This window comes from uncultured Actinomyces sp. (genome assembly GCF_963542285.1).
Classification (GTDB): domain Bacteria; phylum Actinomycetota; class Actinomycetes; order Actinomycetales; family Actinomycetaceae; genus Pauljensenia.
On sequence record NZ_CAUTWQ010000001.1, the window covers coordinates 110,413 to 128,031 of the forward strand.

The 17,619-nt window shown below is 55.2% G+C and carries 16 protein-coding genes; 12 read left to right on the forward strand and 4 right to left on the reverse strand.

Features of this window, described 5'->3' with window-relative positions; all coding sequences use genetic code 11:
- The first annotated feature begins 2 nt into the window (after positions 1 to 2).
- Positions 3 to 974: a DNA polymerase III subunit delta gene (holA, locus tag RW023_RS00530; RefSeq protein WP_315579385.1), complete on the forward strand. Its 972-nt coding sequence runs from the start codon at positions 3 to 5 to the stop codon at positions 972 to 974.
- A gap of 33 nt (positions 975 to 1,007) precedes the next feature.
- Here holA and RW023_RS00535 read toward each other — a convergent pair whose 3' ends face one another.
- A complete protein-coding gene (locus RW023_RS00535) occupies positions 1,008 to 1,589 on the reverse strand; it encodes a 1-acyl-sn-glycerol-3-phosphate acyltransferase (RefSeq protein ID WP_315579386.1) in 582 nt (193 codons plus the stop codon).
- 191 nt (positions 1,590 to 1,780) lie between these two features.
- On the opposite strand from RW023_RS00535, the gene RW023_RS00540 reads away from it, so the two are divergent.
- Both RW023_RS00540 and RW023_RS00545 read left to right on the forward strand, forming a co-directional pair.
- On the forward strand, positions 1,781 to 4,345 hold the full coding sequence (locus RW023_RS00540) for a DUF2156 domain-containing protein (protein ID WP_315579387.1): 2,565 nt from the start codon (positions 1,781 to 1,783) through the stop codon (positions 4,343 to 4,345).
- A complete protein-coding gene (locus tag RW023_RS00545; RefSeq protein ID WP_315579388.1) occupies positions 4,338 to 5,600 on the forward strand; it encodes an alpha/beta hydrolase-fold protein in 1,263 nt (420 codons plus the stop codon). Before RW023_RS00540 ends, RW023_RS00545 begins: the two co-directional genes overlap by 8 nt.
- Positions 5,601 to 5,673: 73 nt before the next feature.
- Here the strand turns inward: RW023_RS00545 and RW023_RS00550 are convergent, their stop codons facing one another.
- Positions 5,674 to 6,513: a D-hexose-6-phosphate mutarotase gene (locus tag RW023_RS00550; RefSeq protein WP_315579389.1), complete on the reverse strand. Its 840-nt coding sequence runs from the start codon at positions 6,511 to 6,513 to the stop codon at positions 5,674 to 5,676.
- A gap of 112 nt (positions 6,514 to 6,625) precedes the next feature.
- Here RW023_RS00550 and typA point away from each other — a divergent pair, with 112 nt between their 5' ends.
- The gene (gene typA, locus RW023_RS00555) at positions 6,626 to 8,548 is read left to right on the forward strand and encodes a translational GTPase TypA (RefSeq protein ID WP_009409153.1); all 1,923 of its coding nucleotides are present in this window, start codon (positions 6,626 to 6,628) and stop codon (positions 8,546 to 8,548) included.
- 47 nt (positions 8,549 to 8,595) lie between these two features.
- Here typA and RW023_RS00560 read toward each other — a convergent pair whose 3' ends face one another.
- Positions 8,596 to 8,910, reverse strand: a complete 315-nt coding sequence (locus RW023_RS00560; RefSeq protein WP_315579390.1) for a 2-hydroxymuconic semialdehyde dehydrogenase — start codon at positions 8,908 to 8,910, stop codon at positions 8,596 to 8,598.
- Positions 8,911 to 8,962: 52 nt separating this feature from the next.
- Here RW023_RS00560 and fdxA point away from each other — a divergent pair, with 52 nt between their 5' ends.
- Positions 8,963 to 9,295 (forward strand): ferredoxin, encoded by a 333-nt coding sequence (fdxA, locus tag RW023_RS00565; protein ID WP_315579391.1) that lies wholly within the window; start codon positions 8,963 to 8,965, stop codon positions 9,293 to 9,295.
- A gap of 8 nt (positions 9,296 to 9,303) precedes the next feature.
- A complete protein-coding gene (dapC, locus tag RW023_RS00570; protein ID WP_315579392.1) occupies positions 9,304 to 10,446 on the forward strand; it encodes a succinyldiaminopimelate transaminase in 1,143 nt (380 codons plus the stop codon).
- Between the two features lie 12 nt (positions 10,447 to 10,458).
- On the opposite strand, the gene RW023_RS00575 is transcribed toward dapC, so the two are convergent.
- Positions 10,459 to 11,139, reverse strand: a complete 681-nt coding sequence (locus RW023_RS00575) for a nucleoside triphosphate pyrophosphatase (RefSeq protein WP_315579393.1) — start codon at positions 11,137 to 11,139, stop codon at positions 10,459 to 10,461.
- 77 nt (positions 11,140 to 11,216) lie between these two features.
- On the opposite strand from RW023_RS00575, the gene RW023_RS00580 reads away from it, so the two are divergent.
- The 6 genes from RW023_RS00580 (at position 11,217) to RW023_RS00605 (ending at position 17,614) form a co-directional block, all read left to right on the forward strand.
- Entirely contained in the window at positions 11,217 to 12,239 is a 1,023-nt protein-coding gene (locus tag RW023_RS00580; RefSeq protein ID WP_399499185.1) for an adenylate/guanylate cyclase domain-containing protein, read from the forward strand.
- A gap of 93 nt (positions 12,240 to 12,332) precedes the next feature.
- Positions 12,333 to 13,013: a response regulator transcription factor gene (locus tag RW023_RS00585; RefSeq protein ID WP_291457571.1), complete on the forward strand. Its 681-nt coding sequence runs from the start codon at positions 12,333 to 12,335 to the stop codon at positions 13,011 to 13,013.
- 17 nt (positions 13,014 to 13,030) lie between these two features.
- Entirely contained in the window at positions 13,031 to 14,356 is a 1,326-nt protein-coding gene (locus tag RW023_RS00590) for a HAMP domain-containing sensor histidine kinase (RefSeq protein WP_315579395.1), read from the forward strand.
- A gap of 19 nt (positions 14,357 to 14,375) precedes the next feature.
- Complete coding sequence (gene galE, locus RW023_RS00595) at positions 14,376 to 15,371, forward strand: UDP-glucose 4-epimerase GalE (protein WP_315579396.1); 996 nt, start codon at positions 14,376 to 14,378, stop codon at positions 15,369 to 15,371.
- A gap of 3 nt (positions 15,372 to 15,374) precedes the next feature.
- Positions 15,375 to 17,045 (forward strand): hypothetical protein, encoded by a 1,671-nt coding sequence (locus RW023_RS00600; protein ID WP_315579397.1) that lies wholly within the window; start codon positions 15,375 to 15,377, stop codon positions 17,043 to 17,045.
- A 56-nt stretch (positions 17,046 to 17,101) separates the two neighbouring features.
- Entirely contained in the window at positions 17,102 to 17,614 is a 513-nt protein-coding gene (locus RW023_RS00605) for an NUDIX hydrolase (protein WP_315579398.1), read from the forward strand.
- Positions 17,615 to 17,619: the final 5 nt, after the last annotated feature.

The window sequence follows — 17,619 nt, forward strand, 5'->3', positions numbered from 1 at the left end:
CTATGGCAGCCAAAACGCAAGCGGCACCGGTATCTCCAACACTTGCCCCCCTCGTCCTCATCAAAGGAAGCGAAAGCTTACTGGCAGATCGAGCATTAGGCGAGTTACGTCGTCAGGCACATGAGGTTGATCCTGCCCTTGAACGAACAGATCTATCAGCTGGCACCTATCAAGCAGGACAAATCGATGTTTTGACTTCGCCTTCGCTTTTTGGCGAAAGCCGAATGATCATCATTCCTGACTTGGAGAATATGACGGATGCCTTAGCGGCTGACCTTCAGGCATATGTATCCGCCCCCGCAGCCGATGTCTGGATTTTCATGCGCCATCCGGGCGGCAACGCCCGTGGAAAGAAACTGCTTGATGCGATTGCTAAAGCGGGTTTTCCCGTGATTCCGGCAGAGCCTTTAAAGAATGATCGTGACAAACTCGACTTTGTCCGCGCCGACGTAAGACAAGCCCATCGCAGCATAGAAACTGAGGCAGCTCAGGCTTTAGTGGATGCTCTGGGTAATGATCTGAGTGCGCTCGCGGCTGCGGTGGCACAGCTCCTCAGCGATGTGGAAGGGAAAATTACGCTTGATGCCGTGCGGAAGTACTACTCCGGACGTGTTGAAGCAACAAGTTTTGAAGTCGCGGATGCGATTATCGATGGACGCGCTGCACGGGCTCTGACTTTGGTTCGTCATGCCTACGCGACCGGAAGCGCACCGGCGCAGCTCGTTGCCGCAATTGCAATGAAGTTTCGTGCAATGGCGAAAGTTTCCGCTCCTTCGGGACGAAAGAACCTGGGGATGTCGCCCTGGCAAGCAGAACGAGCTCGACGCGAACTTCGCGCATGGCCCGACCCCGCTTTGGCCTCGGCAATCACTGCAATTGCGCAAGCTGACGAAGACACAAAAGGCGCGTCGAAGGACCCACAGGGAGCAGTTGAAAAACTGGTCATGATCCTGTGTCGGCTTCACCGTGGCTAACGCACCGATTGAAGTGCAAAAATTCGGGGAATTTTAGTCTTCAGGGTCTTCGTTGTGTAACCGAGGAACGCAGGTGTTTTCTGGGCGAATCCCTACTAGCCCACTGTAGAAATCGCGGATCTTGTCCATGTCATTTCGGCGGTTGCCGGTGAGTCGCATCGGCTCACCCCACCCGTAGCGACGCTTTGCGCCATCGATGAAACCGGGAACAATCGGAAGATCAGCTTCCATCGCAATCCGGTAGAAACCAGACTTCCAATAGGGGCGAACGGAACGTGTTCCCTTCGGGGTAATAACCAGAACGAAATGATCCCTGGATTCAGCCAGGGAAATGATCTGCTCAACAAGGTGCCCCGGATGTTCGCGGTCAACGGGAATCCCGCCAATCGCCTTCACGAAACTTCCAATAACAGGGACGTCGGTGAGATTCTTCTTGACCAGGAAAGAGACCGGACGCTCGACGGCCCACATTGCCATCACCATGTAGAAGCCGTCCCAATTTGACGTGTGAGGCGCACCGATGACCAAACAGCGATCGGGAAGAGGGAACTCAGGCGCGAAAGTCCATCTTGATAGATGCATGACAGTGTGAGCCAGTGTTTTACGCAATCCCATGTGCGTCCTTTCCTTGTTCTGCCGCAGTTAGTGTACGTGGGATTGACGGAGTTGGACCTCTCTATGTGAGTGATCCCCCTGAAATCATCCCTGATTGAACCCTGAGAATCGCCTTCTTCGAGTTGAGTTGAGGGCAGCAACATCTAAGATCAAAAACAGAGAGTCAAAGTTTGTCTGCCAGAAGGAGTTTCATGAGCGCCGAAAGTGAATCCAAGGCTGACGAGGCTCCTCAGAGGCGTCCGGCATCTGCCTTTTCGCGTGTCTGGAGTCGTAGCTTGCCGGTTCTCCTCAACTGGTTTCGGACTGCTCCATGCTCGATCATCCTGACGCTCATCATCATGCTTGTCGGGATTGCTGCCCACTTGAGCCACGGTCACTGGAATCAATCTCTTGCCGCGCAGGGCGGTGCAATTCGACCGCTCACCATTGTGACGACGGTTGTGTGGAGTCCTTCGATTGGCACGATGATCAATGCCGCCCTCATGATGGCGATCATCGGTGGCCTTCTTGAGCGTTTCCTCGGATCGCGAATTTGGCTTATTTCTGGGGTTATCTCCCTTCCTATGTCTTTAGCAGGGATGTGGGCCTTCGTTGCTCTAGTAAAGGGAATCTCTCAGAGTGATCTATACCCACTCTTCAGCGGTCCGCTGACAGGCGCAAGCCTTATCATCACAGCCTTGCTTGGAACCGCGAGCGCAAAGATGGATCGCCTATGGGCGTGGCGCACTCGAATCGGCGCCCTTGTTGTCTTGAGCGCTCTCTTGGCATTTTCCTCGACTGCGGGTGCGCTGGCACGTCTCATCGCTTTCCTATGCGGCTGGATCATTGGTGGTTTCACGATTGGCTGGTCGAACCGAGGGCGTTCAATGCTGGGAATTGGAGATCCCGTCCGTCGGGTGATTCCCTTGGTAATTACTGCCACTACCTTGGGCGCCGTAAGCTCAATCTGGAATTTCAGTGCTCATGGTTTCCTAGCTTTTGATCGCGCTGCTTTTTCTCCTGAGCTTGCCATCCAGCAATATATGTGGGCACTGTGCCAGCAAAGCGGCGCTCCCATGAGCTGTGTCAAAGAGATGTACGGCAATTCTTTGATGCTCTATGCTCCCTTGATCTTGGCATCGATTCCTTTTGTGGTTCAGTTGGTTTTGGCTTTTGGTCTTTTCCGAGGCCGTCGTGGCGCTTGGGTGGGCACGCTGGTTCTTCAGAGCGTGCTCGCGATTATTGGCGTCGCACAGATCATGGTTTCCGCGCTTTCGGTGAATGAAGCACAGGGCCTCGACGGCGATGACTTTTTTATCGCTCCCATTCCCATGAGCAAGCTTTTGATCAGCGTCGCTTTCCCCTTGGCAACGCTTCTGCTGACCGCGTGGAATTCCTCTGCGTTCCATGTACGCATTGCCCGACGCTACTGGGTACGCAGTGCAGTTGTCATTGCTGTCTGCGCTGCATTTGGCACACTCATTGCGCTTGTCATTGGGGTTTTAATTCCCGACCAGTTTGTTCCCGAAGCGGATTTACTCAGCCTTTTTGAAGCCTACGTTGTGTCATACGCTCCTGCTGGTGCACAGTGGCTGATTGATACTCCGGTCTATGCAACGACCTTCCTTGCCTCGATTTCGACAGTCTGGATTCCCACGCTGGTGTGGATTGTCGTGGCTGTTTGCCTTCTTAAAGTTTTCCTTGCACCGGTTGAACTACAACACGATGCTCATGACAAGTTAATCGGTCTTCTGCGCCAGCACGGAGCCGGATCTTTGGGGTGGATGCTCGCATGGCCGGGAAACTCGACGTGGATTAGTCCTGATCAACGCGCCGCAGTGTCCTACCGTCAAGAATCTGGCGTGGCGCTGACACTGACACAATGCGCCGCAGCTGATGACGATATTCCAGCAGTGATTTCACAGTTTGCTCGCTTTGCAAGCGATGCAGCACTGACCCCGGCGCTCTATTCGGTCCACGAAGAGTGGGCGCGAGAAGCACATCGTTTAGGCTGGTCCACCGTCAAGGTCGCTGAGGAAGCCATTATCGATCTGGGTGATCTTGCCTTCAAGGGTAAGAAGTTCCAGGACGTACGCACCGCTTTCAATCATGCAAAGCGTGAGGGGATCCGAGCCGAATGGGCGTCCTATCCGAGTCTGCCCGCTCAGCTGAAGCAACAGGTTGATGCAATCTGCCAGGCATGGGCCGATGAGAAGGCTCTTCCTGAGATGGGCTTTACCCTGGGCGGCCTGCGCGAAATTAATGACTCGGATACGCGCCTTCTGTTGGCTCTTGATGAAGAAGATCGCATCCACGCGGTGACCTCATGGATGCCCGTTCACTCAGGTGGCGAAGTGATCGGCCTGACCCTAGATGTGATGCGTCGAGATGACTCTGGTTTCCGTTTGGCCATTGATTTTCTCATTGGCCAAGCTGCTCTTCTGGCGCAAGATGAGGGGCTCCAGTTCATTTCCTTGTCGGGTGCGCCTCTAGCCGAATCGGGCCAATGCGAGGAAAGCGCTGAATTGGCAGATTCGCGCTTCGCTTTTGCCCCCGTTCTTGATGTGATGGGGAGCGTGATGGAACCCGTCTATGGTTTCCGCTCCTTGCTGGCCTACAAGAAGAAATTCCAGGTTCGTTTCGTCCCCCTGTATCTTGCAATTCCCGACATCGCGAATGCGCCTGCAGTTGGTCTGGCAATTGCGCATGCTTATTTGCCAAATATGAGTGCAATCAGCGCTGTGGGAGTCGCAGCAAAGTTGGTGTCACGTGATTAGTCTCCTCAAGCTATTTCCACTTCTACGCGTGTGGATCCTGCCGATTGCTGCAGCCTTGATCCTTGCGGCGCTTGTTTGGGTGTGGTTTTTTGTCATGAAACCCCTTTCCCTCAAGACGCGGTTTGTGAGCGCTTTTGGCGGTGTCATCGTTCTTATCATTGTCCATCACCTTGTCGAAAGGGTCTGGCATCCGGTTGCCGAGGGATTGGGGCGCGTGACATGGCTGTGGGCGGCTCCAGCCCTTATTGCTGCGGTAATGATTGTCGTCGCTCTTTTTCGTCGCCGTCACTGGATTCGTCGTTTTCTGGCAGGGGTGTGCGCGTGGATGCTCATGGCGATTGGAGCTGCACTGGGGATTAACTATCATTTCGAGGCCTATCCCACCATGGCGGAAGTCGTTGGTGGGGGAGTACAGACAATTTCTTGGGATGAACTGAATAACCCTGATGATGCTGCCACTCTGGCGCGCAGTGCAGAGGGGGCCTTTGTCCGTGTCAACATTCCCGCCTCGGATACCTCCTTTACCCCTCGGCAAGCCATTGTTTATCTTCCACCGTCATATTTCAAAGATCCCAGTGCACAGCTTCCGGTCATTGTGCTGATGTCTGGCCAGCCCGGTACGCCTCAAGATTGGCTTGTTTTGGGGAAACTTCCCCAGACGATGGATCAATTCGCAGCGCGGCATGATGGCCGGGCCCCAATCATTGCTGTTGTTGATGTGTACGGCAGCCAAACAGCAAATCCTCTGTGCTCGGACACCTCGCATGGGAAAGTTGCGACCTATGTACAAAAGGATGTCCCGAGCTGGCTGCGCGCTAATTTCCCCGTCTCTTCTGATCAGGGACAATGGGCCATTGCTGGTCTTTCATCGGGAGGAACTTGCGCGCTTCAAGTGGTGACACGCGCTCCCGATTTGTACCGCAGCTTCCTTGACATGTCAGGTGAAGCTCATCCGCAACTCGGTAATGAGGAGCGAACGATTTCGGACGGATTTGACGGCTCTCGAGAGCTCTATGAAGCGAATGATCCCGTGTATCTGATGAGTCACAATCGCTATGAGGGAATCGCGGGCATTATCTCGTGGGGAGAGTCTGATACCGCTTTTAAAGAAGGTCTCATCGAAGTTGATCACGCTGCGGAGAAATCCGGGATGAGCATCGAGACGCGAACCTATCCGGGTGGGCACTCCTGGAAGGTGTGGAGCGCGGCCTTCGAAGACGGATTGCCGTGGCTCGCACAGCGTTTCGGGATGTAGGAACCACGGCAATCGAAAAGAGATTCTTCGCCTAGCTTGGGGGACCAACGAGGCGCATCGGTGAAGATCTCGGCTATGCGAGTTCTTCCACCTTGATAGTCAAGGACATCCAGTGAGATCGTCCCGGGCGAAGGAGCAGCGCATTGCGACGGACGTTGCCTACTTCGACGCAGACGAAGTGTTTCCAGTCCTCGTGGTGCATGTCTGCTGCTTTGGATTCGGCAGGATTCCAGACGATTGTCGATGCAGAGTGCTCTTTTTCAATGATGATCCGTCGTTTGAAACCAGGATCTTCAATGATTGCTCCATTGCTTGTATCGAAGATCGAATCGACCCGACCGTTAGTGAAGCTCAGTGGACCTTCGTGAATACCTTGTGCGTCGCGGACAGTATCCAGTTCCTTTGCTCCTTCGAGGCCGTGAACGCAAATCTCACGTACATCGGAAACATTGAAGTAGGAGTGCAAGGCCTCATCGACGTAGAAGGCTTCGTCATCGGTGTTCTTCATCGAAAGCACCAGGTGAAGTTCCGCACCGAAAGTGATCTCAAGTTTCGATGTGAAACGATTGGGGAATTTTGCTATCTCAGCGTTTGTGGATGGTTTGTAAACGAATTTAAGAACTGCATGGGAATCGCTACGCTCAATCAGTTCCCACGTTGCATTTCTTAAGAACCCATGGTTTTGTGCTTCGGATCCGGGTGCAGCCAAGGAAGCTGTTGCAACACCAAACCACGGTGCACAAATCGGAATTCCCCCGCGTGCGGGCGTCGATGCCCAGGGCAGAGAACGTTCGGAGAGCCAGAGGACAGGCTCGGTGCCAGAAGGTTGCCATGTTAGGATCTGGGCACCTGAATCTGAAAAACTCGCATCACAGCAGTCGTTGCTGGCGCGACAGACGCGTCGGTTTGCCATTGGACAAGGATAGCGCGAGTAACGCCTCACACCTAGCCCTCCGAACAAGGGAATTCCTCAAAAACGGCGATAAGCTAGCTGTGATACGCGTCGAGAATGTATAGGGAGCTTTATGACCATCCGCGAAGATCTACGAAATGTCGCGATTGTTGCACACGTTGACCATGGCAAGACCACCTTGGTTGATGCGATGTTGTGGCAGTCGGGTGCTTTCAATGAGCGCGATACGGTTGAGAAGACCGGTGAACGCGTGATGGATTCGGGCGATCTTGAACGCGAAAAGGGCATTACGATTCTCGCCAAGAACACTGCGGTCCACTATCGCGGTCCCGCCGCTCAAAAGCTCGGGCTCGAAGGTGGCGTGGTCATTAACGTCATCGACACCCCCGGACACGCAGACTTTGGTGGTGAAGTTGAACGAGGCCTATCCATGGTCGACGGCGTCGTCCTGCTTGTCGATTCCTCTGAAGGACCTCTCCCTCAGACCCGTTTCGTTCTTCGCAAAGCCCTTCAAGCCCAGCTTCCCGTCGTGATCGTCGTCAATAAGGTTGACCGTCCCGATGCGCGTATCGACGAGGTCGTCTCGGAAACCCAGGACCTGCTTCTTGCATTGGCTGAGGACCTCATGAGCGAAGGCGTTGATGCCGATGTTGACTCGCTGCTGGATGTCCCCGTTGTCTACGCCTCGGCAAAGGCGGGGAAGTCCTCGCTGACCAACCCCGGCGACGGAAATATCCCCACCGAGGATCTCGAGCCTCTCTTTGAGACAATCCTTCAGCGTATTCCCGGCCCTGAATACGAGGAAGGCGCGCCCCTTCAGGCACACGTGACGAACCTTGATGCTTCGCCCTTCCTTGGCCGCCTCGCTCTGCTGCGTATCCACAACGGCACTCTGCGTAAGGGCGAAACCGTTGGTCTGGCTCGCCACGACGGAACGATCAAGCCTGTTCGAATCACTGAGCTTCTTCGCACCGAGGGCCTCGAGCGCCTTCCTGCCGAAACCGCTGAGCCCGGCGATATCGTTGCGGTAGCCGGCATTGAAGACATCACTATCGGTGAATCTCTGGTTGACCTCGACGATCCTCGGCCCCTGCCCTTGATCACCGTTGATGATCCCGCGATCTCGATGACGATCGGTATTAACACTTCTCCCATGGCTGGACGAGTCAAGGGCGCAAAGGTGACCGCGCGTCAGGTGAAGGATCGTTTGGATCGTGAACTCATCGGTAACGTTTCCATTCGAGTCCTGCCCACCGAACGTCCCGACGCATGGGAAGTTCAGGGACGTGGTGAACTCGCTCTGGCAATTCTTGTTGAGCAGATGCGCCGTGAAGGCTTCGAACTCACCGTTGGTAAGCCGCAGGTTGTCACCAAGACCATTGACGGTGTGCGCAGTGAGCCCATGGAACGAATGACCATTGATATCCCCGAGGAATACCTCGGTTCGGTCACCCAGCTGATGGCTCAGCGTAAAGGCCGCATGGAGACCATGGCCAACCATGGTTCGGGCTGGATTCGCTTGGAATTTGTCGTTCCCGCTCGAGGCCTGATTGGCTTCCGTACACGTTTCCTCACCGAGACCCGCGGTACCGGTATCGCTTCGTCTATCGCCGAAGGCTATGCTCCGTGGCAGGGTGCAATTGAGCAGCGCTTGACTGGCTCTCTTGTTGCTGACCGCGCAGGCCAGGCGACTCCTTACGCGATGACGAACCTTCAAGAGCGCGGCTCCTTCATTGTCGAGCCGGGTTCGGAGGTTTATGAAGGCCAGGTTGTTGGTGAGAATCCTCGCGGCGAGGATATGGATGTCAATATCTGCCGTGAAAAGAAGCAAACCAACACCCGTAGCGCGACCGCTGATGTCTACGAGTCCTTGACGCCTTCTCGCAAACTGACCTTGGAAGAGTCCCTGGAGTTTGCGGCTAACGATGAGTGCGTTGAAGTGACTCCCGAGGCCGTTCGCGTGCGTAAGGTCGTCTTGGACGCCCAAGAGCGCTTCAAGATTGCCGCTCGCGAGCGTCGTCAGAACAAAGACTGAGTTCGGCTGTGGCCCTAATAGGCCTTCGAAGCTAACTGAAGCTCAGATTAGATCTGCGGCGGGGGAGGGACGCGCTTCCCGGTGACCATGGTTCGCGCATCGACGCGAACTTGGCCACGCCGCGTCTCGATGATCACGTGGGTTGGGGCAGCTTCGATGAGCGTTCCCAGTGCATCGTGTAGACCATCATCTAGACGATAGCGGACGACCACGCGGGAGCCCACTCCCAATTGCATCCACGGAAGATTGGGAATTGCGTGCGTTTCTTGTCGCGTAAAAGCTTCTGCTTGGGCATGCTCCGCAGGACCTATCTTCTCGCTATTTTCAGTGGAAGAAGGCTGTTCGTTCGCGTGGTTCTTCATGTTGGCGATAATAGAATGAAGTGGTTGTCCAACCCAGTCCAAGGAGGAATTAATGACTTACGTCATTGCCCAGCCCTGTGTTGATGTTAAGGACCGGGCCTGCGTTGATGAGTGCCCCGTCGACTGCATTTACGAGGGTGAGCGTACCCTGTACATCCACCCCGATGAGTGCGTGGACTGTGGTGCGTGCGAACCGGTTTGCCCGACTGAAGCAATCTTCTACGAGGATGACCTCCCCGGCGAATGGTCCGATTACCTGCAGGCCAATGCCGATTTCTTCGTTGATCTGGGCAGCCCGGGTGGTGCTCAGAAGACCGGTCCTCAGTCCTTCGATGTTCCGTGGATCAGCGAGCTTCCTCCGCAGAATGAAGATTGGGATAAGTAAGGAAACACATGAGCGTCCTTCCGCGCCCACTCGATCTGCCCTCATTCCCTTGGGATCAGCTCACCCCTTACCGTAATCGGGCAGCTGAGCATCCCCGTGGAGTGTGCGATCTGTCGATCGGAACTCCGGTTGATCCGACCCCCGCGCTCATTCAGGATGCGCTTGAAGAGCATGCGGATGCGCCGGGATATTCGACCGTAATTGGCACTCTTGAGCTTCGTCACGCAATTCTTGCGTGGGGAAAGCGGCGGAATATGGTGGACGTTGGATTACAGGGCGTTGTGCCGTCTATCGGCTCCAAGGAAGCTGTCGCATGGCTTCCCTTCCTTTTGGGAGTGCGCCCCGGAGATACGGTTCTGTTCCCGCAGGCCTCGTATCCCACCTACGACATCAGCGCGCGTTTAGCGGGTGCGACTCCGCTCCCGGTCGACCCGACAGATCCTTCGTCATGGCCCGATGCGCAACTTGTATGGTTGAACTCGCCGGGCAATCCGGATGGCCATGTCCTCACGCTTGATGAACTGCGTGCGGTCGTCCAGTGGGCCCGCGCTCATGACGCAGTCGTGATTTCTGATGAGTGCTACTCGGCTTTGGCATGGGAGGAGCCTTTCCTTCGTGAGGGCGTGCCCTCACTGCTCGATGAACGAGTCTGCGATGGAGATCCTCGCTCACTGATCGTGCTGTATTCGCTGTCTAAGCAGTCGAATTTAGCTGGTTACCGAGCAGCTTTGATGTATGGGGATCCTGAGCTTCTAGCCCCTGTTATTGAAGTGCGCAAACACTCGGGGATGATGGTTCCTGCTCCGGTGCAAGCTGCAATGCGCGTTGCGTTGGAGGATACCGAACACGTTGAGGCACAGCGTCAGGTGTATGCGCGCCGACGTGAGATCTTGATCGATGCCATTGAACGCACTGGTCTTGAGCGTGACAAGGATTCGGCTGCGGGCCTTTACCTGTGGGTGAGGGATCCTCGTGGTGACTTTGATTCCTGGCAGCTTGTTGATGCCTTCGCGCGGCGGGGGATTGTCGTTGCCCCGGGTGATTTTTATGGCGAGGCCGGGGCAGGCTTTGTGCGCGTAGCCTTGACCGCCACCGACGAACGCGTCGCCGAGGCAGCGAGCCGTTTGATCGCCCAGCCAATCCGAGCATGATGTTCGAGGGGCTTAGTGGGTGTCAGGTCCTTTTCGGTCCCAAAGACTGACCCACTGCAATCCCATATCGGCCATCATCGTGCGGATTAAGGGAAGCGAGATCCCAATGACATTGTGGTGGTCGCCTTCAATCGCTTCGATGAAAGCTCCACCCAATCCATCGATGGTGAAAGAACCGGCGACTTCCAAGGGCTCGCCGCTTGCTACGTACGCTTGGGCTTCTTCATCGTTGATCGAGCCAAAGTGAATATCGGTTGAGGACGGACGTGTGTCTTCGCGCAAAACCTGCCATCCGTCCTTATCGCAGCGCATATGTGCGAGGTAGTGGCCACTCCATAAGGTTGCGTGTGCCTTGGAAAGTGCCTTTACTCGGGCAAGGGCAACTTGGGGATCGTGAGGCTTACCCAGTAACTCCCCACCTGCCTCGAGCATGGAATCGCAGGCAACTAGTACGCACTCACCTTCGGGGAGGGGGGCCTCGTTCAGTGATAACTGTCCCGCGCATATTGCCGAAGCTACGGCCCTGCCTTTAGCCCCCGCAAGGGCGCACACTTTCTCAGCGGGGGAGGCACTGGGGATTCGATCCAAGATTGAATCCTCGTCCACTTGGGAAACTTTGATGATGGGAGTTATTCCGGCTTCCTGCAGGATGCGGCGGCGGGCAGGAGATTGTGAGGCTAATACAAGGTGCATACTATGAATTTTCCCGTGCAGGCTCAGCTTTTCTTCACTACACTAATGTGTGTTAGGCCACATGTGTGGGTGAAGCTGTGAAGGAAGAAGCAGGATTGAGTCACGATTTTTCGACTGCACACACCAATAGCTCTTCCCTTCTTGGTGGCCCGGCTAGCCTCACTGTTGATGATCTTGCTCAGATGGCGCAGACCAGCAGTGAGGATGTTCGCGAATTCTGGGTCGCAATGGGTTTTCCGTCCCCGCGTGTCGAAGAAAAGGTCTTTACAGAAAACGATGCTCGGCTTTTCATTGAATGGTCGAAATTTATTGCTTCGGGGGCTATCGATCAGGCGACCGCGCGTTCGCTTCTCCGCGCGAATTCCCACTTAGCCGACCGTTTGGGCTTGTGGCAGGTTGAAGCGCTGGTTGAAGACACGATGCGACGCTATGGCTTGGATGACACCGCGGCGCGAATGTATGTCCTCGACCATATTCGTGAGCGTGTTGATATGTTCGATGAGCTCCTTCGGCATTCGTGGCGACGACAATTGGATGCGCTGCTCAAACGGATGGATCATGAGATCGCTACGCGTGGGCATGAGGGATTGCAACCGCGATTCCCTCTTAATCGATCCTTGGGCTTCGTTGACATGGTTTCATACACCTCCTCATCAACGATTTTGGGCGGGCGTCTGGTTGATCTCATTGGTCGTTTTGAGCAACTTTCTCGTGATGCTGTGACCGATGCTGGTGGGCGCGTAGTGAAGATGATCGGTGATGCGGTCATGTACATTGCCGATGATCTTGAAACGGGCCTTCGAGTTGCGGTTTCGCTCATTGAACAACTGGGTGCTGATGATCAGATGCTTCCTGTTCGCGCATCCTTTGTGCGTGGTGATGTCTTTTCTCGTTCAGGTGATGTGTTTGGTCCGACGGTTAACTTAGCCTCGCGCCTAGTAGATATCGCTCCAGTGGGCAAAATTTTGATGGATCCCACCACGGCTGCCGCGATTGCCGCGGGTAAAGCTGGGATGGAGTATGACGTAGAAGAATTCCCGAGCGCGACTTTGCGCGGTTTTGGAACGATTTCGCCCTATCTTCTGACCTATCGTCGCTAAAAGGCTGCCTGCTTTTTTACCTGATCTTGTGATTTCATCCCGTTTAGGTCAAGAAATGTACAAGAAATCCCTGAAATCCGGTATGCTGTTTCCGTGACTACAGTGCTTCTCGTTGAAGATGATCCGGCTATCGCTGGCCCGCTCACCCGCGCCCTCGCACGCGAAACCTACGATGTGCGCGCGCATGACCATGGCCGGAGCGCACTCGAAGATCTTGATGGTGTTGACCTGGTTGTTCTTGACCTAGGCCTTCCCGATATGGACGGTCTGGATGTCGCAAGGGAAATTCGTTCCTCTGGCTCCTCCGTGCCGATTCTTATCCTTACTGCACGTGCCGATGAAGTCGACATGGTTGTTGGTCTTGACGCTGGTGCAGATGATTACGTTACCAAGCCTTTCCGCTTGGCAGAGCTCCTTGCCCGTGTTCGCGCACTGTTGCGCCGTGGTGGCGGTGAGGTTGCAGACGGCGATCTTGTCGTTCAGGACGTCCGTATCGATGTAGCCGCACACCGTGCTTACGTTGCAGGAAAAGAGCTCTCGCTGACAGCAAAGGAGTTTGAACTCCTGCGCGTTCTGGTTCGTGAGGCTGGAAATGTCGTTCCGCGCGACACTCTGATGCGTGAAGTTTGGGGAAACGGACTGAGCGGTTCGACAAAGACACTGGATATGCATGTGTCCTGGCTTCGCCGCAAGCTTGGTGATGATGCAGCGTCTCCGCGCTATATCACCACTGTTCGCGGAATGGGTTTCCGCTTCGAAAAGCCAACTGCCTAAATCTCTGAAGGCCTGTCATGCGTAGACGTGCTGCGCGAATGATTTTGACCGCGGTTGCGGTTGTCGCACTGATTTTTGGTATCCCCGCGGCTGTGGCATCTTCCTTGATTGTCTGGAATACACAAACGGCTTCGCTGGACACCCGCGTGCAGACAGTTCAAACCAATCTTGATCGACGTCTACGCACTTCAACTCTCTCTGAAGGCTATGCGCGCATGTGGGCACAGACCCTTGTGACCAACGGGGAGCCTGCATACGTCGAAATTGAGATTCCCCAGAACCCGCAGCCCATCACTTTGGGGGAGCGGCTTCGCGGAATCACTATCACTCGAAGCGCCTCATCACCCGATGGCGTCAAAGTGACGGTGATGATTTCAGCCCGTAACGCGATTCGAAGCATCGTTCGTGTGTCAGGGATTTTCCTTTTAGGAATCCTTGTCTCTCTGGCTGTTGGCTGGGCCCTTGCAGCGCGTTTTTCGCGGCGTCTTTCAGCACCTCTGATCTATCTTTCGGCTCAAGCGGAACAAATTGGTTCCGGACAGGTCCGAGCGCGTGTCAAGCCTTCAGGAATCGAAGAAATCGATCTTGTGCAAGAAGAACTTCAGCGCACGGGCGAGAAGATGGCACGCCGATTGGCCGCCGAACGACAGCTGGCCGCCGATGCCTCGCATCAGCTTCGCACTCCTTTAACCGCGCTTTCCATGCGTCTGGAAGAAATCGAAATGATTTCGACCGAAGAAGAGGTACAGGAAGAAGCACGTTCATGCCTAGAACAGGTCGAACGGTTGACAACGGTAGTCACCGAGCTGCTGGATACAAATAAACGACAGGCATCTGCAACTGAAGCCATCGACGTTCTGGAAGTCTTTAACACCCAGCGTGAAGAATGGGAAGAAGCCTTCGAAAAAGCTGATCGCGTCTTACGCTTCACAGATGAGGCAGATATGCCGATTCTTGCAGATGAGGCCAAGATTGCACAGGTGCTTGCGACTTTGATTGAGAATTCCTTGCGCTACGGTGCTGGTACAACTTGGGTACACGCGCGTAATAGCGCTAATAGTCGAGGCGTCATCATCGAGGTCTCCGATGAAGGCGAAGGCGTCGACGCCGAATTGGCCCCTTTTATTTTCGAAAATGGGGTGTCGGGTCACGGTTCCAGCGGAATTGGTCTGGCATTGGCGAAGGACCTCATTGAAACGATGGGTGGTCGCATCGAGCTTACTCAGGCGATGCCGCCAGTTTTTACTCTCTCTTTGGCAGCGATTCCCGCTAGCTATGACCCAGGGCGCGTGATGCCAGAGGGCGCGCTGGTTTCGATGGGGCGGCGCTCACGACGCTTTTAATTGCCGTACACTGAATTCCATGAGCATTCTTGTTACGGGAGGCGCCGGCTACATCGGCGCACACGTTGTCCGTCTTCTGCTGGAACGTGGCGAAAGGGTTGTTGTTGTTGACAATCTGACCACCGGCGCAGCCAATCGAATCGGCGATGCGACACTCATTGAAGTGGATGTTGCGCGCGATGAGGCCCTGCCCATCTTGACCCAGGCAATGATCGACGAAGACGTCACTGGCGTTATTCATTTTGCTGCTCAGAAGCAGGTCGGCGAATCTGTTGAACGTCCCGCTTGGTACTACCGTCAAAATATCGGTGGTTTGGCAAATGTTCTGCTGGCAATGGAAGAAGCCGGCGTGAAGAATATGATTTTCTCCTCCTCTGCTGCCGTTTACGGGATGCCGCCAGTTCCCGTGATTCCCGAGGATATTGAGAAGAAACCCATTAACCCTTACGGTGAGACCAAGCTGATCGGCGAATGGATGATGGCCGATGCTGAACGCGCATGGGGTCTCAATTGGATCGGACTGCGCTACTTCAACGTTGCCGGCGCTGGATGGAATGATCTCGCCGATCCCGCATGCCTCAACTTGGTTCCTATGGTCCTTGACCGTTTGGCTCGCGGTGAACACCCGAAGATCTTCGGAACGGACTACCCAACCGATGATGGAACCTGCATCCGCGACTACATTCACGTCAAAGATCTGGCCGACGCTCACATCTTTGCTCTGGACGCCCTGACTCGCGGGGTTCCTGCGCATCGTCAATTCAATGTGGGTACCGGTCTGGGCACTTCGGTGCGAGAGATCATCGATGGTCTTCGCGCGGTTTCCGGCTGGGATTTCCCGGTCGACGAGCTTGATCGTCGAGCAGGGGACCCGCCCATGCTCATTGGCGATCCCCAGTCGATTGCTGTGGATTTGGGCTGGAAGGCTAACTACGGTGTCACCGAGATTCTGCAGTCTGCATGGGATGCCTGGCAGGCCGGGCCTCGCGCAATTAAGGTCCCCTCTCAGTCCTGATCTATGACAGACGCTGAACCGAAGGCCTTGCCTGCTCAACCGTGGAATTCTTCGACTGTATCCATCAGTGATTTAGATTCTCTTGAGCAGGCGATGGCGTGGCGTCGTCTTGGCCCGCAAGCAGCACTGCACAGTTTCGTCATGATGCTGCGAATGGCCTTGCTGAGTGCGGATTATGTCTATGTCGACCGCAATCAGCTTCTCGATGGGGTCTGTTTCCTCGCTCTTGGTCCCGATGGGCTTGCCGAGGCCTTGGGCTTGCCCTCGTACCAAGATCTCCCTTTGCTTGTGGGCTGTCAGCCTCCCGCGGGCACTCCCGCCGGGTTTGCGCGCCCTGTGAGCCTCGAAGAACGTACCGAGTGGGCGGATCTTCAACGCCGTCAGGTTGAGCGCGAAGGCTTTGTTTCTGCTGCACGCGCTGTCTTTGAAAGTGATATGCCTCCAGTTCATTCGGTGACTGAGGGACATGCCCGGCTTGTCCTGCTGCTCAAAGGGCTGAGCGAAACGGAAACCGAAGAGAGGCAGCCATACCCGGCATACTGTTCGGTACCGCGTTCTCGACAAGATCCGGCACGGCTTATTGAAACGGGACGCGATCAATGGGTGCGCGCGATGGAAGACATGCGCGTTCACCTCGTGACGTGGCCGCGTACTCCGAGCGTTGAGGATGCTGATTTCTGGGAGAGCCATGGTCGCCTCGAAGACCTTGAGGATACTCAAGCAATCGCAATCGCTCGCACCCTGCGGGCCTGGCTGCCGAAGTGGATTGCCAATGACGGTGGGGAAGTGACTCGCCCAGCTCGTCGCGGTGATGTCGTCTCTCTTCTGTCCCACTGGATGCAAGAAGCCCCACCAGCAGATCTAGGCGCCTCAGAGGGGGAACTTTATCGTGATGTGCTCACAGCGCCTCAGGCACGTTGTGCATTGCGCTGGTTCTCACTTCTTTATGAGGACGCGGCTACGTATCAGCGCCTTGCGCTCCTCGATACGGCAACTTCGCGCATGAGTTTTACGATGATTGCTGACGATGATGGCACTGATGATGCGGAAGTCCGGGCACAGCGTCAGTGGGGGATGTGCGTCCCACCTCAGAGTAGAAAGCAATATTGGCGTGCCCGTTTGCAAGAAAACACCCGACTGACACTTGCCCGCATAGGGCTGCGAGCTTCGTCAAAAACTGGCTTTGGCCGTGAGGGAGTTGGGGGAAGCGCTCGCGGACTCAACGTCAACGGGGAAATTACCGAGGCCATGGGAACCCTTTCTCCCGAACAGTACCAGCGTGTGCTGACCCACCCGATGACCGCTCGAGCTCGTGCTGCTCAGCTTGAACTCAGTGCCCTTACAGATGCACACCCCGCTGAGGAAATCAGGGTGAAACGAGCCTCGCGTAACGCGTGGCGCTCTCTTGCGCTCTTCATTCGAGAGTTCGAAATCGATCCGGTGGAGTGGCGTAAGCGTGTCTTGGGCGGAGTGCTTCGCTGCGTGGCTGTTACGATTTTGGCTTTCTTCCTCACCGCACACGATTCGGGATGGTTCGGTGAAGATACTCTTTGGATGAATGTCCTGTGGACGGCGATTGCGTTCCTTGCATCCTTCCCATATTCGGATGTTCGGGAGCTCTTTAAGCTCCGTCCCTCAAGGATGATGTCTGAAATTCGATTGGCTCAGGCTTAAATTCGACGACTCGACAACCTCTTAAATCTCACCCCCATCAGGTATAAGGAGACGCCATGAAATGGACCCAGGTTTGGCACGCGGAAAACTTTCCCCTCTGGGTCGAAGCGAACGATGCGACTCCGCGTATGCACCGCGTTTTTATCGGGGGAAATCGCGCCGGGGCGGTTGTGATTGCCCGAAACCAGAACGGTGATTTTGCCCTGGTCCGTCAGCAACGTCTTGCCATTGAGCGTGAACTCTGGGAATTCCCGCGAGGAATGAGCGAGGAAACAGATGCGGATGGGGTGGCAACCGGCTTGCGTGAACTCCTTGAAGAGACCGGATTTTATGGGGAAAACGGATACTCCTTGGGGCAGATTTACCCTGATTCTGGCATCCTCGCCGGGCATGTCGAGGTTGTCTCCTGCACGATCCCACCCCAGGAGCGTCAAGCTATTGATGGAGAAGTTGATGCGCTTCAGTGGGTCAGTCTTGCTGTACTCAAAGAGATGATTGCGGGAGGCCAGCTTCAAGACGCTATTTCTCTTGCGGCTTTTTCCATCTGGAGCCTTCGCAATAATTCCTGACTGCT